The 16,930-nt window shown below is 69.0% G+C and carries 12 protein-coding genes and 5 pseudogenes; 7 read left to right on the top strand and 10 right to left on the bottom strand.

Annotation, left to right across the window (positions count from 1 at the left end; genetic code table 11):
- Positions 1-328 precede the first annotated feature (328 nt).
- From ACWEQL_RS26865 to ACWEQL_RS26850, 4 genes are read left to right on the top strand one after another with little or no spacing between them, the layout of a single operon-like run.
- Positions 329-1,411, top strand: coding sequence for a bifunctional DNA primase/polymerase (locus ACWEQL_RS26865; RefSeq protein WP_452152885.1), 1,083 nt, complete (start codon positions 329-331; stop codon positions 1,409-1,411).
- Positions 1,408-3,018, top strand: coding sequence for a DNA primase family protein (locus tag ACWEQL_RS26860; RefSeq protein WP_452152884.1), 1,611 nt, complete (start codon positions 1,408-1,410; stop codon positions 3,016-3,018). Before ACWEQL_RS26865 ends, ACWEQL_RS26860 begins: the two co-directional genes overlap by 4 nt.
- Positions 3,015-3,419, top strand: coding sequence for a DUF6009 family protein (locus tag ACWEQL_RS26855; RefSeq protein WP_452152883.1), 405 nt, complete (start codon positions 3,015-3,017; stop codon positions 3,417-3,419). The genes ACWEQL_RS26860 and ACWEQL_RS26855 overlap by 4 nt, the downstream gene beginning before the upstream one ends.
- Before the next feature lie 50 nt (positions 3,420-3,469).
- Positions 3,470-4,024, top strand: coding sequence for a hypothetical protein (locus tag ACWEQL_RS26850; RefSeq protein ID WP_452152882.1), 555 nt, complete (start codon positions 3,470-3,472; stop codon positions 4,022-4,024).
- 96 nt (positions 4,025-4,120) lie between these two features.
- On the opposite strand, the gene istB is transcribed toward ACWEQL_RS26850, so the two are convergent.
- Together istB and ACWEQL_RS26840 are read right to left on the bottom strand one after the other, a co-directional pair.
- Entirely contained in the window at positions 4,121-4,912 is a 792-nt protein-coding gene (istB, locus tag ACWEQL_RS26845; protein WP_452152881.1) for an IS21-like element helper ATPase IstB, read from the bottom strand.
- Positions 4,912-5,952: pseudogene (locus ACWEQL_RS26840) on the bottom strand (Mu transposase domain-containing protein); the annotation flags it as partial. The pseudogene ACWEQL_RS26840 and the gene istB, both read right to left, overlap by 1 nt.
- Positions 5,953-5,973: 21 nt before the next feature.
- On the opposite strand from ACWEQL_RS26840, the pseudogene ACWEQL_RS26835 reads away from it, so the two are divergent.
- Positions 5,974-6,859, top strand: a pseudogene (locus ACWEQL_RS26835) (tyrosine-type recombinase/integrase).
- Between the two features lie 142 nt (positions 6,860-7,001).
- Here the strand turns inward: ACWEQL_RS26835 and ACWEQL_RS26830 are convergent.
- Both ACWEQL_RS26830 and ACWEQL_RS26825 read right to left on the bottom strand, forming a co-directional pair.
- Entirely contained in the window at positions 7,002-7,670 is a 669-nt protein-coding gene (locus tag ACWEQL_RS26830; protein ID WP_452152880.1) for a hypothetical protein, read from the bottom strand.
- 77 nt (positions 7,671-7,747) lie between these two features.
- A pseudogene (locus tag ACWEQL_RS26825) lies at positions 7,748-8,014 on the bottom strand (Tn3 family transposase); the annotation flags it as partial.
- Between the two features lie 275 nt (positions 8,015-8,289).
- On the opposite strand from ACWEQL_RS26825, the gene ACWEQL_RS26820 reads away from it, so the two are divergent.
- Complete coding sequence (locus ACWEQL_RS26820) at positions 8,290-8,598, top strand: hypothetical protein (RefSeq protein ID WP_452152879.1); 309 nt, start codon at positions 8,290-8,292, stop codon at positions 8,596-8,598.
- Positions 8,599-8,630: 32 nt separating this feature from the next.
- Here the strand turns inward: ACWEQL_RS26820 and ACWEQL_RS26815 are convergent, their stop codons facing one another.
- The 4 genes and pseudogenes from ACWEQL_RS26815 to ACWEQL_RS26800 all read right to left on the bottom strand — a co-directional run.
- Positions 8,631-9,881, bottom strand: a complete 1,251-nt coding sequence (locus ACWEQL_RS26815; protein ID WP_452152878.1) for a tyrosine-type recombinase/integrase — start codon at positions 9,879-9,881, stop codon at positions 8,631-8,633.
- Between the two features lie 54 nt (positions 9,882-9,935).
- Positions 9,936-10,469: a tyrosine-type recombinase/integrase gene (locus tag ACWEQL_RS26810; protein WP_452152896.1), complete on the bottom strand. Its 534-nt coding sequence runs from the start codon at positions 10,467-10,469 to the stop codon at positions 9,936-9,938.
- Positions 10,466-11,077 (bottom strand): hypothetical protein, encoded by a 612-nt coding sequence (locus ACWEQL_RS26805; RefSeq protein WP_452152877.1) that lies wholly within the window; start codon positions 11,075-11,077, stop codon positions 10,466-10,468. Before ACWEQL_RS26805 ends, ACWEQL_RS26810 begins: the two co-directional genes overlap by 4 nt.
- 156 nt (positions 11,078-11,233) lie before the next feature.
- Positions 11,234-14,079, bottom strand: a pseudogene (locus ACWEQL_RS26800) (Tn3 family transposase); the annotation flags it as partial.
- 326 nt (positions 14,080-14,405) lie between these two features.
- Between ACWEQL_RS26800 and ACWEQL_RS26795 the strand changes: the two are divergent.
- Positions 14,406-14,539 (top strand): annotated as a pseudogene (locus ACWEQL_RS26795) (IS630 family transposase); the annotation flags it as partial.
- Between the two features lie 2 nt (positions 14,540-14,541).
- Here the strand turns inward: ACWEQL_RS26795 and ACWEQL_RS26790 are convergent.
- Positions 14,542-15,933: a hypothetical protein gene (locus ACWEQL_RS26790; protein WP_452152876.1), complete on the bottom strand. Its 1,392-nt coding sequence runs from the start codon at positions 15,931-15,933 to the stop codon at positions 14,542-14,544.
- 121 nt (positions 15,934-16,054) lie between these two features.
- Positions 16,055-16,510 (bottom strand): hypothetical protein, encoded by a 456-nt coding sequence (locus ACWEQL_RS26785; protein WP_452152875.1) that lies wholly within the window; start codon positions 16,508-16,510, stop codon positions 16,055-16,057.
- Positions 16,511-16,930 lie beyond the last annotated feature (420 nt).

Genomic DNA, 16,930 nt, shown 5'->3' with positions numbered 1-16,930 from the left:
CGCGTGCGTACGCGTTCATATATCCGACCTTCAGTCGCTTCAGTCGCTGCCTGATCTTCACCATGGCCTTTGACCTGCGGAAACACGCCACTAGCTGGAGCAGCGACCGAACGTCACACAGTCGCTCACCCCCACACGCCAGTCGCTGAACGCCCTTCGGCCGTAGTGGCCTTATGCCCCTCCCGGCTCCGCTAGTCTGTGAACTCATATTGGAAACAGAGTCGCTTCGGTCGCTGACCGGCCCCTGACCAGGGGAAACCGCATAGCGACCGAACATCGCAGCCCTCAGCAGGGGCGGGACGAACAGAACTGCGGGGAGGACAGCACGGTGGCAGGCTCCAGCGAGCTCTCCCCCCACCAGACAGATCCTCACGCCATCGCCCAGTGGTGTGCAGCCCAGGGCTGGCCGGTCCACCCCCTCACCCCGGGTAGCAAGCAGCCGGCCCGTAAGTGTGCCCCGTGCCAGGCCCGCGGACACACGGCCGAGAACTGCCCGTGCCTGAGCGCCGGTCGCTGGTGCCACAGCTTCCTGGCCGCCACCACCGATCCGAAACTGATCACGGCCTGGTGGACAGCCGATCCCCGGTTCGGCGTCGGCGTCTCCTGCGGCCCCGCCGGCCTGGTCGTCATCGACGTCGACGTGCATCCCTCCCCCGTTCCCAGCCGGGAACGCATCCTGCCCGGAGTGCCGATCCATGAGGACGTGGACCTGACGGGCCTTGGCAACGGCTTCGACACCCTCGCCCTGCTGGCCGCCCTGCGGGGAGAACCCAACCCCGCGGACGACATCGCGACCCTGCGCGTCCGCACCCCGTCTGGCGGCCTGCACATCTGGTACCAGGCGCTCCCCCACCTGCCGTTCCGTTGCTCCACCAGCAAAGGCACAGGCAAGGGACTGGCCTGGCAGGTCGACATCCGAGCCCAGGGCGGGTACATCATTGCGCCCGGTACCACGACCGACGTCGGCACCTACACGGCCCTCGGTACCACCCGACGCCCTACCCCTCTGCCCGTCTGGCTGGCACAGGAACTCCTGCGCACAGACCATGCCCCCGAACCCGGCACGGCGTACCGTGCGCCTCTTCCGCCGCCGCGCGCCCGTCAGGCGGTTCTGGCCGCAGGCGGTGGAACCCCTGGAACTCCCCGAACCCTGACCGCCCTCCTTGCAGAGGTCGCCGTATGCGCAGCGGCGGCCGAAGGCATGGGCTTTACGGACAAGCTCAACCGTGCCGCCTTCACTGCAGGAGGCTTGGTCGCTGCGGGCTACCTCACCGAACGGGACGCCCAGAACCTCCTGTACGACGTGAGCGCCAGTGCTCGACCCCACCAGCAACGACGGAACGAATCGATCATTCGCTCGGGCCTGGCCGCAGGCGCCCGACGTCCCTTTCACCCCCGAGGTCGTGCATGAACGCCCACCAGAGCCCCGGCGCAGGAGGATTCGACCCGGTGGCCGTAGCGCAGCAGATCATCGCTGCCGCGGCTGCGCACGGGACTCCCCTGCCCGGCCAGCTCGGTCAGATCCCGGAAGCGGTGCAGGACAGCCTGCTCGACGTCCTTGCCGCCCCGGCCCCGGTCGCGACTCCGGTGCACCCCGCCTCACCTGCCTTCCCTGACCCCGCACCAGCGGCAACGGCCAGGGGCCTGCTGCCTGACTCCCTCAGCGACCGCGGCAACGCCAAGCTGTTCGTCCGTCTCTACGGGGGCGACTACCGCTACGTCCCCGGCCTCGGCTGGTACAGCTGGGCGGGCCACCGCTGGCAGATCGACGAGACCGACACCGTCCTGTGGGCGGCCGGAGAAATGGCCGAACAGCTGGCCCTCCACGACCCCACCGGCATCTGCACCTCCACCGAACTCGGCCGCCACCGCAAGCGCTCCCTGTCCACCAGCGGCATGAACGCCATGCTGGAACAGGCCAAAGCCGCCCCGGGCATGGTTATGCACGCCTCCGCCCTCGACGCCGACCCCTACGCCCTCTGCACCCCCGGCGGCGTCGTCGACCTGCGCACCGGCCTCGTGGTCCCACCTGACCCCACCCGGCAGTGCCACTCCCGATCCACAACCGTCGCCCCCCAGAACATGCCCACCCCCCGCTGGGACCGATTCCTCACCGACACCTTCGGCGACAACGCCGAAGCCGCGGAGATGATCGGCTTCCTCCACCTGTGCCTCGGCTACTCGATCTCGGGCGATGTCGGCGCCCAGATCATGCCCTTCCTCTACGGTCGCGGGAAGAACGGCAAGTCCGTCCTCCTCGATGTCATGCTGCAGCTCCTCGGCGACTACGCCGACGCAGCGCCGCCCGGTTTCCTCATGGCGAAGGCCTTCGACGGACACCCCACCGACCTCGCCGAACTGCACGGTCGGCGCATCATCATGTGCTCCGAGCTCAAGCCCGGAGATCGCTTCGACGAAGCCCGCGTCAAGCTCCTCACCGGCGGCGACAAGATCAAGGCCCGCCGAATGCGCCAGGATTTCTTCAGCTTCCACCCCACCCACAAGCTGTGGCTCCTGGGGAACCACCGCCCCGAGGTCGGCACCGGTGGCCCCGCCTTCTGGCGGCGCATGCGCATGATCCCCTTCGAACGGGTCGTCGACGAGAACCGTAAGATCGACAACCTGGCGAACCTCCTCGTCGCCGAGGAAGGGCCCGGCATCCTCACCTGGCTCGTCAACGGTGCCCGACGGTACTTCGCCGGCGAGAAGGACCTCACCGGACCGCAGAGCGTCCAGACCGCCACCAACGCCTACGCAGAGACCGAAGACAGCACCGGCCGCTTCCTCGCCGAAGCATGCAAGATCGCCGACGGGCTCCGTGCCGAACAGGCACAGCTCTACGGCGCCTACGGCCGCTGGTGCAGCGACGAAGGAGCCAACCCCGTGAGTGCCCGCGCATTCGCTGCACGAGTGCGCGAGACACTGGGTATGACATCACCGAAAGACATGGTCTTGTCCAACTCCCGCAAGTACTACCCCGGGATCGGCCTCCTGGCCGACGAGGAGCCGCAGTCATGAGCGCCCTGATCGACCCCGCCGACCTCGCCCACGAGACCGAGATCCGCTGGCTCGAAGACTTCGAGCAGCTCGACTACGTGCGCCAGTCCTTGGAACGCCTCAACTCCCGCAAGGGCAAGCCCCCCTACCACCGGGACGGCCGCATGATCGGCTACGCCATCCTAGGCCCCGGCGCACCCGCCTCCCGTGCATCCGGAACCTTCCGGCGCCGAGTCTTCTGGCTCCTCCCCCACGACCGGGACCAGCAGCCCGACGGCCTCTACGCCACCGGCTCCCCATCCGAAGCCGTGGACCCGAGAACCATCCGTCCCAAGATCAAAGGTGAAAAGACGGAACGCTCCCAGGGAGGCCCAGCCTCCCCCGCCATGGTCGAGCTGGGAATAACGCTACCAACGAGCTGACCTGGGGCTCGTGGCCGCGACCCAGGCCCGCCCGCTGGGATTGTTGCCGGATGTTCACCACACCTGCCCGGCCCGTCGAGGTCGTGGATCTGTTCCCTGAGCTCGCGGTCTACGCGAAGAGTGCGACCCGGCTGCATCCGCGACGAGGCGTTCCCAGGGCCGGAGCGAGTTCGGTGGCCGGGCCGATGCTCTGGCCAGCGGCTGAGCGGTGGCCGACCTGCCGGCTGCCGCACATGGTTGAGGTCGAACGAGATGCCACCGAAGGGGAGCGGGACATGTTCCGGCATGCCGACACGGTCCGTGAGGAGCAATTTGCCCGAATGATCTCGCAGTTCCCGGAGCAGGTCGCCGATCCGAGCTCACCCCTGGGCCGGATGCTGACGATGCGGGAGACGTTCCTGCGGGAAGCCGGGCCCAAGCCTCCGCGGGGAAGGACGGTGAAGACCTGGGAGCCGGCCACGCCCACCGAGCCGGTCCCTATGGTCCCGGTCGTCCAACTGCACGCCGCCGACATACCCGAGATCCACTTCCCGGACGGAACGGACCTGCTCCAGATCCTGTGGTGCCCGTTCCAGCACCCGGACGTCCTGTCAACGGCCTTGTAGTCCGCCCCGCTGGCGGCCATGAGACATCCCCGCAGGTGGACGGCATGATCGCCCCGCCTGCGGCCAGATATTCTCCCCACCTTCGGTCGGTATGGATCAGCTGAAGGGCTTCACGCCCTTTCCGGTGGTGGCCTCGGTGAGCCTGAACGAATCACCCTGAGTGACGACGACGTGGGCATGGTGCAGGAGCCGGTCGACGGTGGCCGTGGCCAGGGTCTTGGGCATGATCTCGTCGAATCCCGAGGGGTGCAGGTTGCTCGAAACCGCGATCGAGCGTCGCTCGTAGGCGGCATCGACCAGTCGGTAGAAGCCCTCGGCGGCGTCCTCGGAGACCGGCAGTAGGCCGATATCGTCAACGATGATCAAATCGGATCGGATGATCCTGGACAGGGCTCTCGCGATGGAGTCGTCCGCGCGGTGCCGGCGGACCAGCGATCCGAGGTCCTCGATCATGAACCAGGAGACGGCCAGGCCGGCCTCGACCGCGGTCTGACCGAGGGCCTCGGTGAAGTGGCTCTTTCCCGTGCCCGACGGGCCGCAGATGCAAAACGACTCCCGCCGGCCGACCCACTCCAGCGTCTTCAGCGCGTCCTGGGTGGCCCTGGGGATCGAGGACTTGCCCTCGTCCCAGTCGCTGAAGGTCTTGCCGGTGGGGAACCCGGCCCGCTTGCGGCGGGTGTGCAGGTTCGCGCGATCGCGCCCGGCGGCCTCCTCGGCGAGCAGGACGCGGACGACCTCGGCCGGGTCCCATCGCTGGGCCTTCGCGGTGGGGATGATGTCGGTCAACGAGCGGCGGATGTGCGGGAGTTTGAGGCGGCGGGTGAGGTCGATGGCCTCGGCGAGCGGGTCGCCGTTGGTGCCGGGGACGGTGCGGAGCGGGGCGGCCATCAGGTCAGATCGCTTTCGTCGAACTCGGGGGTGTCGGTGGTGGGGCGGCCGAAGGAGGACCAGGCGCCGGTGCCGGGTTGCAGGGAGTGGTCCTCGCTGCGGCGGGTCGGCTCGGTGTGTTCGTGGCTGGCCTGGTAGTCGAGGATGGACAGCAGGTCCGCGTCGGAGAACCGGCCGGTGACCGCGGCGGTGCCAAGCGCCCGGTCGACGTCCGGGGCGGAGTGCAGCTTGGCCAGGGCGACGGCCTCGGCCATCTTCGCCTTGATCCTGCGGACGCCGGCTGCTGCGGCCTCGACCAGCCAGGACGCGGCCCCGGGACCGAGGGCGAGGAACGCGGCCTCCTCCGCGCTGGTCGCGCGCGGAGTTCGGTCGGTGTTCTTGTCCTCGCGGGGCGGGTAGTGGGTGTCGTCCAGGACCGGGGAGCCGGGTTGTCCGCGCAGGTGGCGGGCGACCTCGCGAGCGGGTCCGTGTTCGTCGACGGCGGTCACGATCAGCTCATCGCCGTGGAAGCGGGCCCAGACCCGGGTGTCGATCAGCTCGTGCGGGACCGAGTAGCGGACCGCCTCGACGGAGATCGTCGAGTCCCAGGCGACCCGGCGGGTGATGCCGAACGCCGCGGTGAACGGGCTCCTCGGCAGCGGGTGCAGCCGCTGTGCCTCCTCGGCGAGGCGCTCGATCGGCTTGCGCCTGGTCGCCGTGTGGACGCGGGAGTTGACGTCCTCGCCGAACTGGCGGCAGGCCGCCTCCAGCTCGCCGAAGGTCTGGTAATGCTCGCGCAGGTTGACGTCCTTCGGCACGAGGTCGGCTTTCGCGATCTTCACTGTGGACTCCGAGCCGCCCTTCGTCTCCGGGTCCGCCGGGACGCAGGTGCGTATGGTCGTGCCGTAGTGGCGGGCGACCTCGACGACGTCCGGGTTGCGGACCGCGATCCCGGCGATGTGGTCGGTGGTGACGGTCTTCTCGTTGTCGGTGAGCACGTAGGCCGGGACGCCGCCGATCCTGCGGAAGGTGGTGTCCAGGCAGGCGGTGACGGTCGGGACTCGCTCGCCAACCCGAACACGGTGCGGAACTACAGCATTGCCGTCGGGAAGACTGCCGAGCGGGTCGGCGAGCGGCCGACCGCTCGCCGCGGTGGCAGACGACGAGATCGGTGAGGCGCTGGAGCTGCTGTGGGGCAGCTCGGCGGTGAACACCTGGAACGCCCGCCGGGGCGCGGTGCTGTCCTGGGCGAGCTGGTGCGCCGAGCGGGGCTACGGGGGCCGAAGGTGCCGGCCTGGGCGAAGCGGCTGCCGCCGCCGGACTCCGACACCCCGGTGCGCTCGAAGATGGCGATCAACCGGCTGATCGCCCGCCGCGACGTCCATCTGCGTGAGAAGACCATGTGGCGGATGCTCTACGAGACCTGCGCCCGCTCTGAGGAGATCCTGGACGTCAACATCGAGGAGCTGGACCTGGCTGGGCGCCGCTGCCCGGTGAAGTCGAAGGGCGCCCAGCCGAAGGTGCGCCGGCGCGGTGCGACTCGCGCCGACTACGTGCTGGAGATGGTGTTCTGGGACGCGGGCACCGCCCGGCTGTTGCCCCGCCTGCTCAAGGGCCGCACCCGTGAGCCGGTGTTCGTCACCCACCGCCGCCCCCGGTCCCGGCAAGGTGCTCTCCGCCCGGGACGTCTGCCCGGACACCGGCCTGGCCCGGCTCTCCTACGGCCAGGCCCGTGCGCTGCTCGACCAGCACACTGCGCTGGCCGGCCCGGGCACCGGCTGGGACCTGCACGAGTACCGGCACTCCTCCCTGACCCATCTCGGCGAGCGGGTGTCGGGGTACAAGCTGATGCTGATGGCCAAGTCCCGGCACAAGAAGGTGGAGAACGTCCGCCGGTACTTCAAGCCGTCCGCCGAGGCCATCGCCGAGGTGACCAGCCTCCTCGCGCCCGGGGACAGCCGACGCTGAACCGTTGCAGTGCATCCCTGTCCGGCCGGGTCAAATGCCTGCGTGTCCGGGCGGCCACGAGCGGCTTGAGCGCACGTTGTTCCCCGATGCGGCCAACAGGACCAGGTACTGGAAGCTCCTGCGGGCTGAGCCTTCGCGGGGGTCAGCCCCGGGCAAGCCACCTCTTGACGTTCTCGGCCTCATCTGCCGTGAGCTCGCCGTCCCTGAGCATGAATTGGGCAAACTTCCGAATCGCTGAAGCCCGGTGAGGACGCGGCACGGCCAAGACCGACATGTCCTCCTGGTTGGTCGTCCCGACGATGATGACGTCCCCAGACGGTGACATCGTGGTGAGTCCGTCTCTCGCGGGCCCGTTGATGGTGGCGCTGTTGGACCCGGCGACGGTCCAATTCTCCTGAAGCCGAACACGTGCCCAGTAGAGGTCAATGTCGTATGGATCGTCGTGCAGATTGATCAGGAGGAGAAACTCCCCGGTCTCGCCGAACAACCCGAATCGCGATGCCAGCTCAAACCAGGCGTCGTCGACCTCCTGGAGAGGATCGGGACTGTCGTATTCGACAACGATGTCGACGCGCCCGTCCCACGGGCCACATGACGTTGCACAAGCCGCCTCGGGCGGGCAGGAGGTCACCGTTTGCTCGATGGCGAGCAGAGTGACCCCCGAGGAGACAAGCGTCGTGGACAGTTCCTCAAAGGTCTTCAGGACTGGCTCCCATCGGCAACACCCGGAATCGAACTGGACGAGCTTCCCATAGTCGCGCCTGAGCCCGTGGCCCCGCCCTGAGCTCCGCAGGCGGGGCCGACGGGGCACCCTAGGCAACGCTCGTCAACTCGGCCGACACTGCGGTCACCGGCCCGGCAGTACCCACTACGCCATTCATTTCTCCATCATCGTGGGGGAGAGACAAACGCCAACTCCTGCTCGGCTCGATCCGGGTTGCGCAGGGGCCGCAGCCCGCCCGGCATCTCGGGCAGCAGGAAGCTGTACCGGCCGAGCATGTTTACGTGGTGCCGCACGAACGGCGAGAGCCGGGCGACGTCCTGGTCGCGCACCTCGAAGCCCTCGGCCCTGAGCCGGTCGAGGGCGGCGTCCATGTAGCGGGTGTTGAACAGCACCAGGACGTTGAGGACCAGGCCGAGCGCGCCGAGCTGGTCTTATCCGAACTTGTCCAGCATCAGCTCATGACCGTAGCTGTCGACGCTTCCTCACTGCGAGTAGTGGTTGCGAAGGATCGCAGCGGTGGCTCGCGGGGCGTGTCGTACACCGCTGATGAAATGTCTGTAGGCGCCCACAGGAGCGTGAAGCCGGACCCAGTCTGGTCCGACGGGGCCAGCTGGTGGGAAGATGGCCGACATGACGATCATCAGAAAGGCCGATGCCGCGTAGACGGCCTGGCCGCGTCCGTACTGAGCTTCCGCGCCGGTCTCGGATGCAAGACGACATCACGACCATCCATGGTCTGTCCTCGGCAGCACTTGCTGAAGTTCGACGGATAGAGCGCCAGAAGAAGTACCTGTGGCCGGGCTCGATCGGGTCGGCCATGGTGCGCTGGCGAAGCTTCATCGACCAGCCGAACCGTCGCCTGTGGGACTACGAGAGCGGTGGCTGCACAGAATGGGCTTGCTGCGGAGACCCCTGGCAGGCCCGCGAGCACCTCGAAGCGGTGATGCTGTCGATGTCCCGACGACGGGCGCGCGAGCTCCGCAGCCTGGTTGAAGCCCTCGACAGACGCTACTGACGCGAAACGGATGCCACCGTCACAGCTCGGGATCAAGACGTCCGGCACTGCTGCGGAAGTTGGGCATGCCGAGGTGGACGGTGGTGTGCCGCGCGGCAACGTCGCGCATCGCGGTGAGCTTCTGTTCGGCAGCGACGAGGCTGGCCTCGATCGCTGCGACCTCGCCAAGCCAGCCCTGCTCCTTGGCCTCGCGGAGCCGGTCGAGCAGGTTGGTGTGGATCTCCTGAAGCCGGGGCATCTGCGCGGGGTCGGGCGATGAAGGCCCGGTGGTGCGTGATGACGTCCTCCGGGTAAATCGCGGCGTACCCGAGCGTGGTGTCGATGGCCTGGTGGCCGCAGATGCGGGCGGCGATGTGCGGCGGCAGACCGGAGCGCAGGGCGTCGGTGACGAAGATCCTGCGGAAGTCGTGCGGGGTGTAGTGCAGCGGCTGGTCGCCGGGGCCGGTCAGTCCGCTCGCGGCGAGCGCGTCGTTGAGGCAGGTGTAGACGTAGTTGCGGGGGATCGCGCGGTCTTCGGGGCCGACGGGCCGTTGGAAGAGGAACGGCATCGGTGCGTTCCACAGCCGCTCCAGGGTGTCGTAGGCGCTGACCGCCGGCATGGCCGGCTGGCCGCGGCGCACGCGCTGGATGATCGCGGTGAGGACTTCGCCGAGTTCCGGGGAGACCAGCAGCAGCCGCTCCTGGTCGAGCTTGGACGGGGCGACCTGGAGCATGGGCACGATCTCGCCGGTGGTCGGCAGCCGGTAGGCAACGAAGCTGTGGTGGGTCAGCTCCAGGGCCTCCTCGATGCGCATGCCGGTGTGCCGCAGGACTTCGACGATCGCCCAGGACTGCGCGTACCGGGCCGCGAGCCGGGCGAACCCGTCAGGATCGGTGGCGGTGCGGACGTGGGCCAGCAACTGGGAGGGCCGCTGCCGCAGCAGCCAGCGGTAGGTCGGGCGGACCGCCTGTCCGCCGAGCAGCGGAATCATGCCGCAGCACAGGTCGATCCGGTCGTAGCTGCGGGCGCGCTGACGGTCAGCCAGCCACTTCAGGGGCAGCCCGGTCCACTCCCGGCCGGCCGCCTCGGCACCGCTGGCCAGCCAGCGGTCCTGCCAGGTGCGGCCGGGCTGGTCCTGCAGCCAGTCGAGCAGCTTCACCAGGCCGCGCCGGCGGGTGCGCAGGTTGGCGTCGCTGACGGCGGTGAAGGGCAGGGCGAGCGTGCGCTCCAACACGAGCTCGCGCGGCTGCTCGGTCTGCCACCACGTCGCCGGTGCCTCGCGCGGCTCCTGCCCGGCAGGCACGCGGGCCGGCCGGGCCGGGCCGGGCCGGCGTCAGGGTGTCCGCCGCCGTGGCGCTCACGCCGGTCCTCCGCCAAGTGCGGCCGTGCCGAGCAGGGTCTGCAGGACTTCCGGGCGATAGCCCGGCGCGGGCATCACGGGCCGGGGCGGCTCGGCGGCCTGGCGGGCGTGGTGGGCCAGGACCTGGGCGACGACCTCCTCCTGGGCCGGTTCGAGGTACTGCTCGGTTGTGGCGACGTGGAGGTGGCCGAGGACCCACTGGACGTCGGTGATCGACAGCGCAGGGTCGCGCACCATGCGCTTGGCCGCGCTGTGCCGAAGGTCGTGCAGGGTCCAGTTCGCCCCCAGCCTCTCGTTGACCCGGGTGAAGACCATGCGCGCCGCGTCGTAGCTCAGCGGGCGAAGCGGTCGCCGCAGCGTCCACCACAGCGGCTCCTCGGGCCCGTCCAAGGCCAGCGGCCGGATCTGCTGCTGGTAGAGCCGCAGCCACACGAACGCGTCGCTGGACGCCGGAATCCACTGCAGGGCCCGCGAGCCCTTCCGGACGACCCCGATGGTCTGGTCTCCGGGGCTGACCCGGTCCCGGGTCAGCCCGAGCAGTTCCGAGGCCCGCAGGCCGGCCGAGACGTAGGAGCCTGTCGCGCCGGCCGCCGGTAGGGCTGCATCGGGTTGTGGTGGGCGTTGAGGTGCTCATCCTCGGCCCGCCTGGCCTTCGGGAACGGGTTGAGCAGCGGCCGGCCGTGCATCTCGCGGTGGTACTCGTAGAAGCTGCGAACGGCAGCGCGCGCGTGCCTGCGGGTCCGGGCCGCGTAGTGCTCGCCCGGGTACCGCTTGCCGGTCACCGGGTTAATCGACCCGGGCGGTGGAGCGTCCGGCCGGCGGGGCCTCGGCGGCTTCTTGACGGCCTGCAGCCACAGGGCGAAGTCGCGGGCCTCTACCCGGCCCGCCCTCTCCCATGGCACCTCAACAGCCCACAGGAACCGGAACCAGGCCAGCAGCTCGTAGGCGTAGGAGCGCAGCGAGGCCGGACTGTCGTCGTTGGCGAGCATGTCGAGCAGGAACTCGCTGACCGCGGCCACTTCGCCACCGTCGCGATCGAGCAACTGGTACGGCAGGGACACGTTGCCGGTCTCCTGGACCCGGCCGCCCCTCGGCACCGTCAGCGTCGTGACGTCCCGTAGCTGTCCGCCCTCGTGCACCCGAGCCTCCACCGACCTGCCGCGAACCCCCGCAGCAGTGATGACAGCACATCAGGGCCGTGCCAGGGGCCGGGTTCTCGGGCCGAGGGGGGCCTCCAACGATCGGATTTCGCTACCGTGAGTCATCATCCCGGGGGGTGCCCGGCACTGTCCCCGTAGTTCGGTCAACAGGTCCTCCATACCCTTCTGGTAGTGCTGGTAGAGCTGGCCGGCCCGGCCGTGGAAGATCTTCCGGGCGAGCGCGTGGCGGCCCTCCTGGAGGTTGGCCTGGGCCTTGATCTGCCGCCGGTAGGACGGTTCGTCGGCCAGGCGCAGGATGTGCAGGGTCTTGGCGATCCGGCCGTAGTGCGCGATGGCATCGCCCAGCACAGTCGGGCGGCCGTCCCGGGAGAGCATGCGGATCACGTCGTAGGCCCGCACCGCCCCGGTGTGGATCGAGCCGATGATCCGCAGCACGTCCTCCCAGTTCCGCTCGATGCGCTCCAGGTCGACCCGGCCGCGTGCGGCGTCGTTGAAGGCGCCGTAGTCGGCGCTCCGGTCGATGCGCCGCAGCTTCTGGTCGGGCAGGTCGGCCAGCTGCGGGGCGTAGGCGAACCCGGCCAGGGTGAGCAGGCCGAACACGATGTCGGAGTACGAGGCGGTGTCGGTGACCACCATCTCCGGGCGCCGGCCGCCGTCACGGTCGTAGAGGACGTCCAGCACGTACAGGGAGTCGCGCGGGATGCCGGCCACGACCTTCCCGCCGAGCCCGGCGGTATTATTGGTTGAGCCACGTCGCCCCGGACCGGCGCCCGCCGCCGCCGGTGGAGGCGCCGAAATACTTCGGGTTCGGCCTCGCGTACACCGAGGGCACTGGCACGACGAAGCGCATGCCGTCGACCGAGGCAATCAGGCCGCCGCCCCAGACCTGCGCGAGGGGGATCGACGCCTGGGCGTCGATCAGCCCCGAGTTGGCCTGCCGGTAGGTCTCCATCCGCAGGTACGTCTGGTCGACGTGCGACAGCCGCCCGTACCGCAGGGCGTCCGCGCCGCCAACCACCGGGGTGAATCCGACGTTGCAGCCGTGCGCGACCAGCAGCGCCGCGATCGTCACCGGCAGGTCCTTCAGCCGGGCCTCGCCGCCGGTCACCGAGGTGAACGCCTGGTCGGCGCCGGTCCAGGAGAACACCTCCAGCAGCACCTCCGGCAGGTCCACCCGGGGCAGCATCGCGTTCACCGCCGACCGCAGCGCCACCAGCGACGCCCCTTCGGCCTCCGGCTCCAGCGCCGCGAAGTGCAGCCGCCCGTCGGCGTCGGCGCTGATTTGCGCGTTCGCCGGCAGCCGGGCGGCGACGTCCCGGTAGGTGCCGTCCAGCAGCGCGGCCCGCGCCGCCAAGTGCTCGGCGGCGTCGGCCGGCAGGCCGAGCGAGGCCAGCACTGTGGGCCTGGCCTGCTCCCACGCCTCCCCTGCCAGCAGCTTCGCCCGCGGGTCGCTCCACTTCGAGGAGTTCACCGCGAAAACCTCCTTGCGCCGCAGCAGGCGGTGCACCTGCTCCAGCACGCAGAAGCTGTACGCCTTCCAGTCCGCCTCGCCCGGCTCCAGGTGCGGCGTCGAGAGCACCAGGCGCTTTCACGACCCGGTCAGCAGCTCCGTGTCGATCTCCGCCTCCGCTACCTTCTTGCGGCCCATCAGTTCCGGCAGCGCCAGGAACGCCCGCAGCACCGGCGCCCCCTCGGCGGTCGCGTCGAAGTCCACCACCTCCACCAGCAGCTTGAAGAACGGCCGCACCGTGGAGAACCGGCTGACCAGCATCCGCCGCCACGCCTCGTCCGCGTCTGAGTCCAGCGGCGGCGCCAGCTCGACCATCGCCGCCACCGCCGCCGCGAGCTCCTTGCGCGGCACCACCGCCTCGATCGCCTCCCACATCGCCGCCAGCGTGGCCACCCTCGGCGCGGTGATCTCCCCGGTGGAGGTGTCCACCTGCTCGGCGGTCTCCTCCAGCACCACCTGCAGCGCGGCGGCGAGCTTCGCGCCAGCCCGCTCCACCTTCGGCAGAGTCTTCAACTTCTTCCTTCGCCGTCTCCCGCTCCGCCCGCGCCAACAGCCTGGTGGCCACCAGCACGTCCAGCAGGTCCAGCGCATCGTCCACCGCCCTGGTGGTTAGGTGCACCGCAGTGGCCAGCAACGTAGCCAGGCGCCGCGCGTCCGCGTGCCGACACAGCAGCGACGCCTTCCCGTCCACGCCGTACCGGGACAGCTCCGCCAGTCGACGCGGCGGCACCCCGGCCACGTCCACCTCGCCCATCCTCAGCCGGGCGATCTCCTGGGCCCGCTCCAGCGCGGCCTTCATCTGCGGCCCCGACACCCGCACCGGCCCGCGCCGCAACCGGTCCAGCTCCGAGACCCGCGCCCCGGCCGGCACCGTCAGCAGCTCGTCCAGCGCCGCCCGCTGCCCGGGCGTGAGCAGGCCGTGCAGCGTCTCCCACAGCCGCTGGTTCGCCGTCTCCCGCACCGACGCCACCAGCCTGGCCAGCGTCGTCACCCCCGGCAGCAGCACCCGCCGCTCACGCAGCCACCCCACCGCCGCGTCGAACAGCGCCTTCGGCCCCTCCCCGGTCGTCCAGGCCCGCGCGTCCACCCACGTCCGCAGCTCCGGCTCGACCTCGGCGAACTCCCGGTACTCCAGCAGCCGCCGGAGCTCGCGCACGTGGTCCAGCCGGGTGTTCTCCCGCTCGCCGTACGCCTCCAGCACCGAGGCGTCCTCGATGTCCAGCTGCTCGGCCAGGTACTCCGCGACCTCCACCGGTACGCCGGTCGGGTCATCCAGGAACACCCCGAGGTAGCGCACCGTCGTCAGCTGGGCCGCGAAGCCCAGCCGGTTGTGTGCCCGCCGCTTCGACTCCACCAGCTCCCGGTCCGCGTCGTCCAGGAAGAAGAACCGCTCCAGCTCCGCGCGGGCCGGCGCCCCTCGGAACGCCGCGTACCCCGCAGCCTGCTCATCCGTCAGGAACTCGACCGGCACCCCGGACCTCCAGGCAGTTGATCAACACGACTGCCGAAGGTTCAACCACCACGGAACCGCAGGTCAACGGGCTCCGGAGAGCGGGGAGGGCTTAGCGCCGGTTTTCGTTCCGATGTTCCTCAACCACACAAAGGCATGAGGTCCGGATCGACATCGAGTAGTGCTTTCCACCATGCGTCCGTCGGTGGCTGCCGGGTGGAGTTGCCGCGTCGGGCTCCCCCAGCACTCCTCTTGAGTGGGGGAGACTTCCCGCGCCCCACGGTCCAATTCCGCTCTCTCAGGCCGCGAAGAGTGCACCAACATCCATGATCTGACCCACAGTTGCTCGCGGCCGGGGCTTGGGCCGGGTGTCCCTGGCCGGGCTGACCTGCTACAAGCCGGGGAAGCGGTCTCGGATGTTCTACTCGATCAGCGAGTACCGGGGCCGCAAGGGCGAGCCGAAGGCATCGGTTGGCGCGACGATCATCCGTAGACCGGAATCCATTCCATGTCCCGGTCACGAGGCAGCCCGAACGGGTCGTCGTCCCCGTCCTGGTCCCAGGGGTGGCCGCGGTCAGCGTCCTGCTGACGCCAGTAGTCGAGCGTCCGGGCGATCGCCAGAGCGACCTGGCGGTCCTCCCAGGCGGCGGTCAGCTCCGGGTCGTCTGTGAGGCTGTCAGGGACTGTCTCGGTGGGTTGGAGGAAACGTCGGCTGATCAGGGGCCTGAGTGGGATGGGACTGGGGCGCGCCGCCTGGACGGGCACGTGGATCCACTCCTGGGGCATGTCGGCGCGATCGTGCTCTGAGACACGCCGGGTGGGGAAACGTCTGAGGTAGTCGGCAAGGTAGGCAAGCGGGCGCCGAACGAGCACGGAGGTAGCGATTCTGAGCTCTTGGGCCAGTTGCGTGGGTGTGGCGCCGGCCAGTAGACGGCCCCGAAGGAGGTAGGCCAGGCGCCTGGAGCAGGTGCCGCGGAGCCACGAGACCTGGGTCTGGACGAACTCTGAGGCCTGGATGAACTCTCGTGCCTGCGTGGGGGGTACTCGATGGAGGTGGTGAGGGGGGCTGGTGGTGTCGCGCGCGCGTGCGCGCGTGTATGTGATCTCCCCCTGTGCCTTAGGTACTTCTTTCAAAGCAAAACCACTACGGGAAGGGGGTGTTCTCCGCCCCGCGGTCGGGCGTGTCGCACTGCGGCGGGCTGCCGCTCTGGCGATCCGCGTCTCATGACGTCGCCCACGGTCGCTGACGGCAACAAGCCGTGCGTGATAGCCCGTTCCTTCAATTCGGCGTCCATGCGCGCTGTCATAAGCCGGGGGTGCGACGAGGGCGAAGATCGTGCCGGTGGCCTTGTACATGGTTGGTTGCTGGTGTGGGTTGCGGGTGCGCAGGACGTTCGCCTTGGAGCCGTGTTCGACCCATGCCAGGAGCCCCAATTCCCGCAGCGTGCGGGTGTGTGCAGCGATGCAGTTGACGGACAGCCCCAGCTGCTCTGCGAGTGCGATGCGGCCGTAGCCGAGGTGGCCGTGGCGGTTGGTCTTGGCGGCCAGGGCCTCAGCCACACGCAGGGTGGTGGCGTTGGCCTTGGGGTGGAATCCGTGCTTCAGGGCCCACCTGACTGCGTGGATGAAGTCGTCAGGTGAGGTGATGCGCCTGGAAGGGGTGGTGCTGACCTCGTGGAATGCCGGGTCGACGATGGTGACGTGGCGTGGCGCGCTGCCAGAGCGCGAGCTGGTAGCCGTAGGGCTGGCGGTAGTGGGGCTGATTTTTGGCAGCACGACATCGACTGCCTGGGCGTGAGCGATGGTGAGCTCCAGGAAGAATGAAGGGTGCGTGATACCGCGCCGCGTCCTCAACTGCTGGGCGTAGCCGGGCAAAACGACATCGCCGCGTGACCTCGGTGGAGGGCACGCGTGCGAGCTATTCGGTTGTGGACGGCATCACCTCATCTGTGCGGGATGGAGTTAGTTGGCGCCGCGAGGAGTTCGGCGGCGGGGGTTAGGTCGTCTGGGGGCCTGGGGGCGTCGGGAAAGCCGGTAGCTCGAAGCCTTCGGGGAGTTCGCTCACCCATGCGCCGATGGGGATTCGGAGGGCGCATAGTGCGCCGACTTCGGTGAGGAGGACGAGCGCCTCAGCCATGGACCTGGTGATACGGACGTCGTTGGGCATGAGCCAGAGCAGCGTGTCGGGCCCGAGGGCGGGGTCGCTGAGAGCGTCGCGGGTGGCGCCGACAACGACGCTCTGCCAGATGGCGACGTCGCGTGGTGCGCTGCGGGAGCGTCGCTCGCCGGGCCAGACGATCTGGTCGGCGAAGGCGAATACGCGAAGGACGATGACGTCTTCGCCGTCGAGTGCCTCGACGTTGACGAACCCGCGTTCGATCGCTTTGTTTGCCCAGATGCGGTTCAGGTCTGCCGCTTTTGCCAGCGCTGCGGGCGTGATCCGTCTGGCCAACGAGACCTCGGCTTCCTTGCGGGTTGTGGTTTATGTGGACTGTGAGGCGATGCTATCGCATCGAGGCGCCATGAATGTCACGTCGTGTCATATCAGCGTGGCGTAGATGGGTCTGTTTGCCTGTTTTACAAGGGTTCGCGGCGCTACCTATATGCCACGACGTATCAATAGCTACTGGGGTGGTTGGGTATGTGCCTACTGGCATCCCTACTGCCATGCCTCGATGCGAGCGTGTGTGCACAGGTGCCCACCTACTTGCATCACTTTCGGCCTACCTATCTGCATCCCTACCGGGCGACTGGTCAAGCGATTAGCATCCGCTGGCTCCTACCTACCTGTCTGTCTATAAGTCCAGGTGGTGGCATGGGTGAGGACCGGCTCGAAGATCGAGCTCCACACGGTGTTGTAGTTCACGGCGCT

Source organism: Kitasatospora sp. NPDC004240 (assembly GCF_053603215.1).
The sequence above is the reverse complement of the archived record's forward strand: the minus strand, read 5'-3'. Positions and strand labels throughout refer to the sequence as shown.

Coding starts and splice junctions, on each gene's coding strand:
- ACWEQL_RS26850 (WP_452152882.1), top strand. CDS start 3,470: ATGTTCACCACACCTGCCCGGCCCGTCGAGGTCGTGGATCTGTTCCCT.
- ACWEQL_RS26820 (WP_452152879.1), top strand. CDS start 8,290: ATGCAAGACGACATCACGACCATCCATGGTCTGTCCTCGGCAGCACTT.
- ACWEQL_RS26860 (WP_452152884.1), top strand. CDS start 1,408: ATGAACGCCCACCAGAGCCCCGGCGCAGGAGGATTCGACCCGGTGGCC.
- istB (WP_452152881.1), bottom strand. CDS start 4,912: ATGGCCGCCCCGCTCCGCACCGTCCCCGGCACCAACGGCGACCCGCTC.
- ACWEQL_RS26855 (WP_452152883.1), top strand. CDS start 3,015: ATGAGCGCCCTGATCGACCCCGCCGACCTCGCCCACGAGACCGAGATC.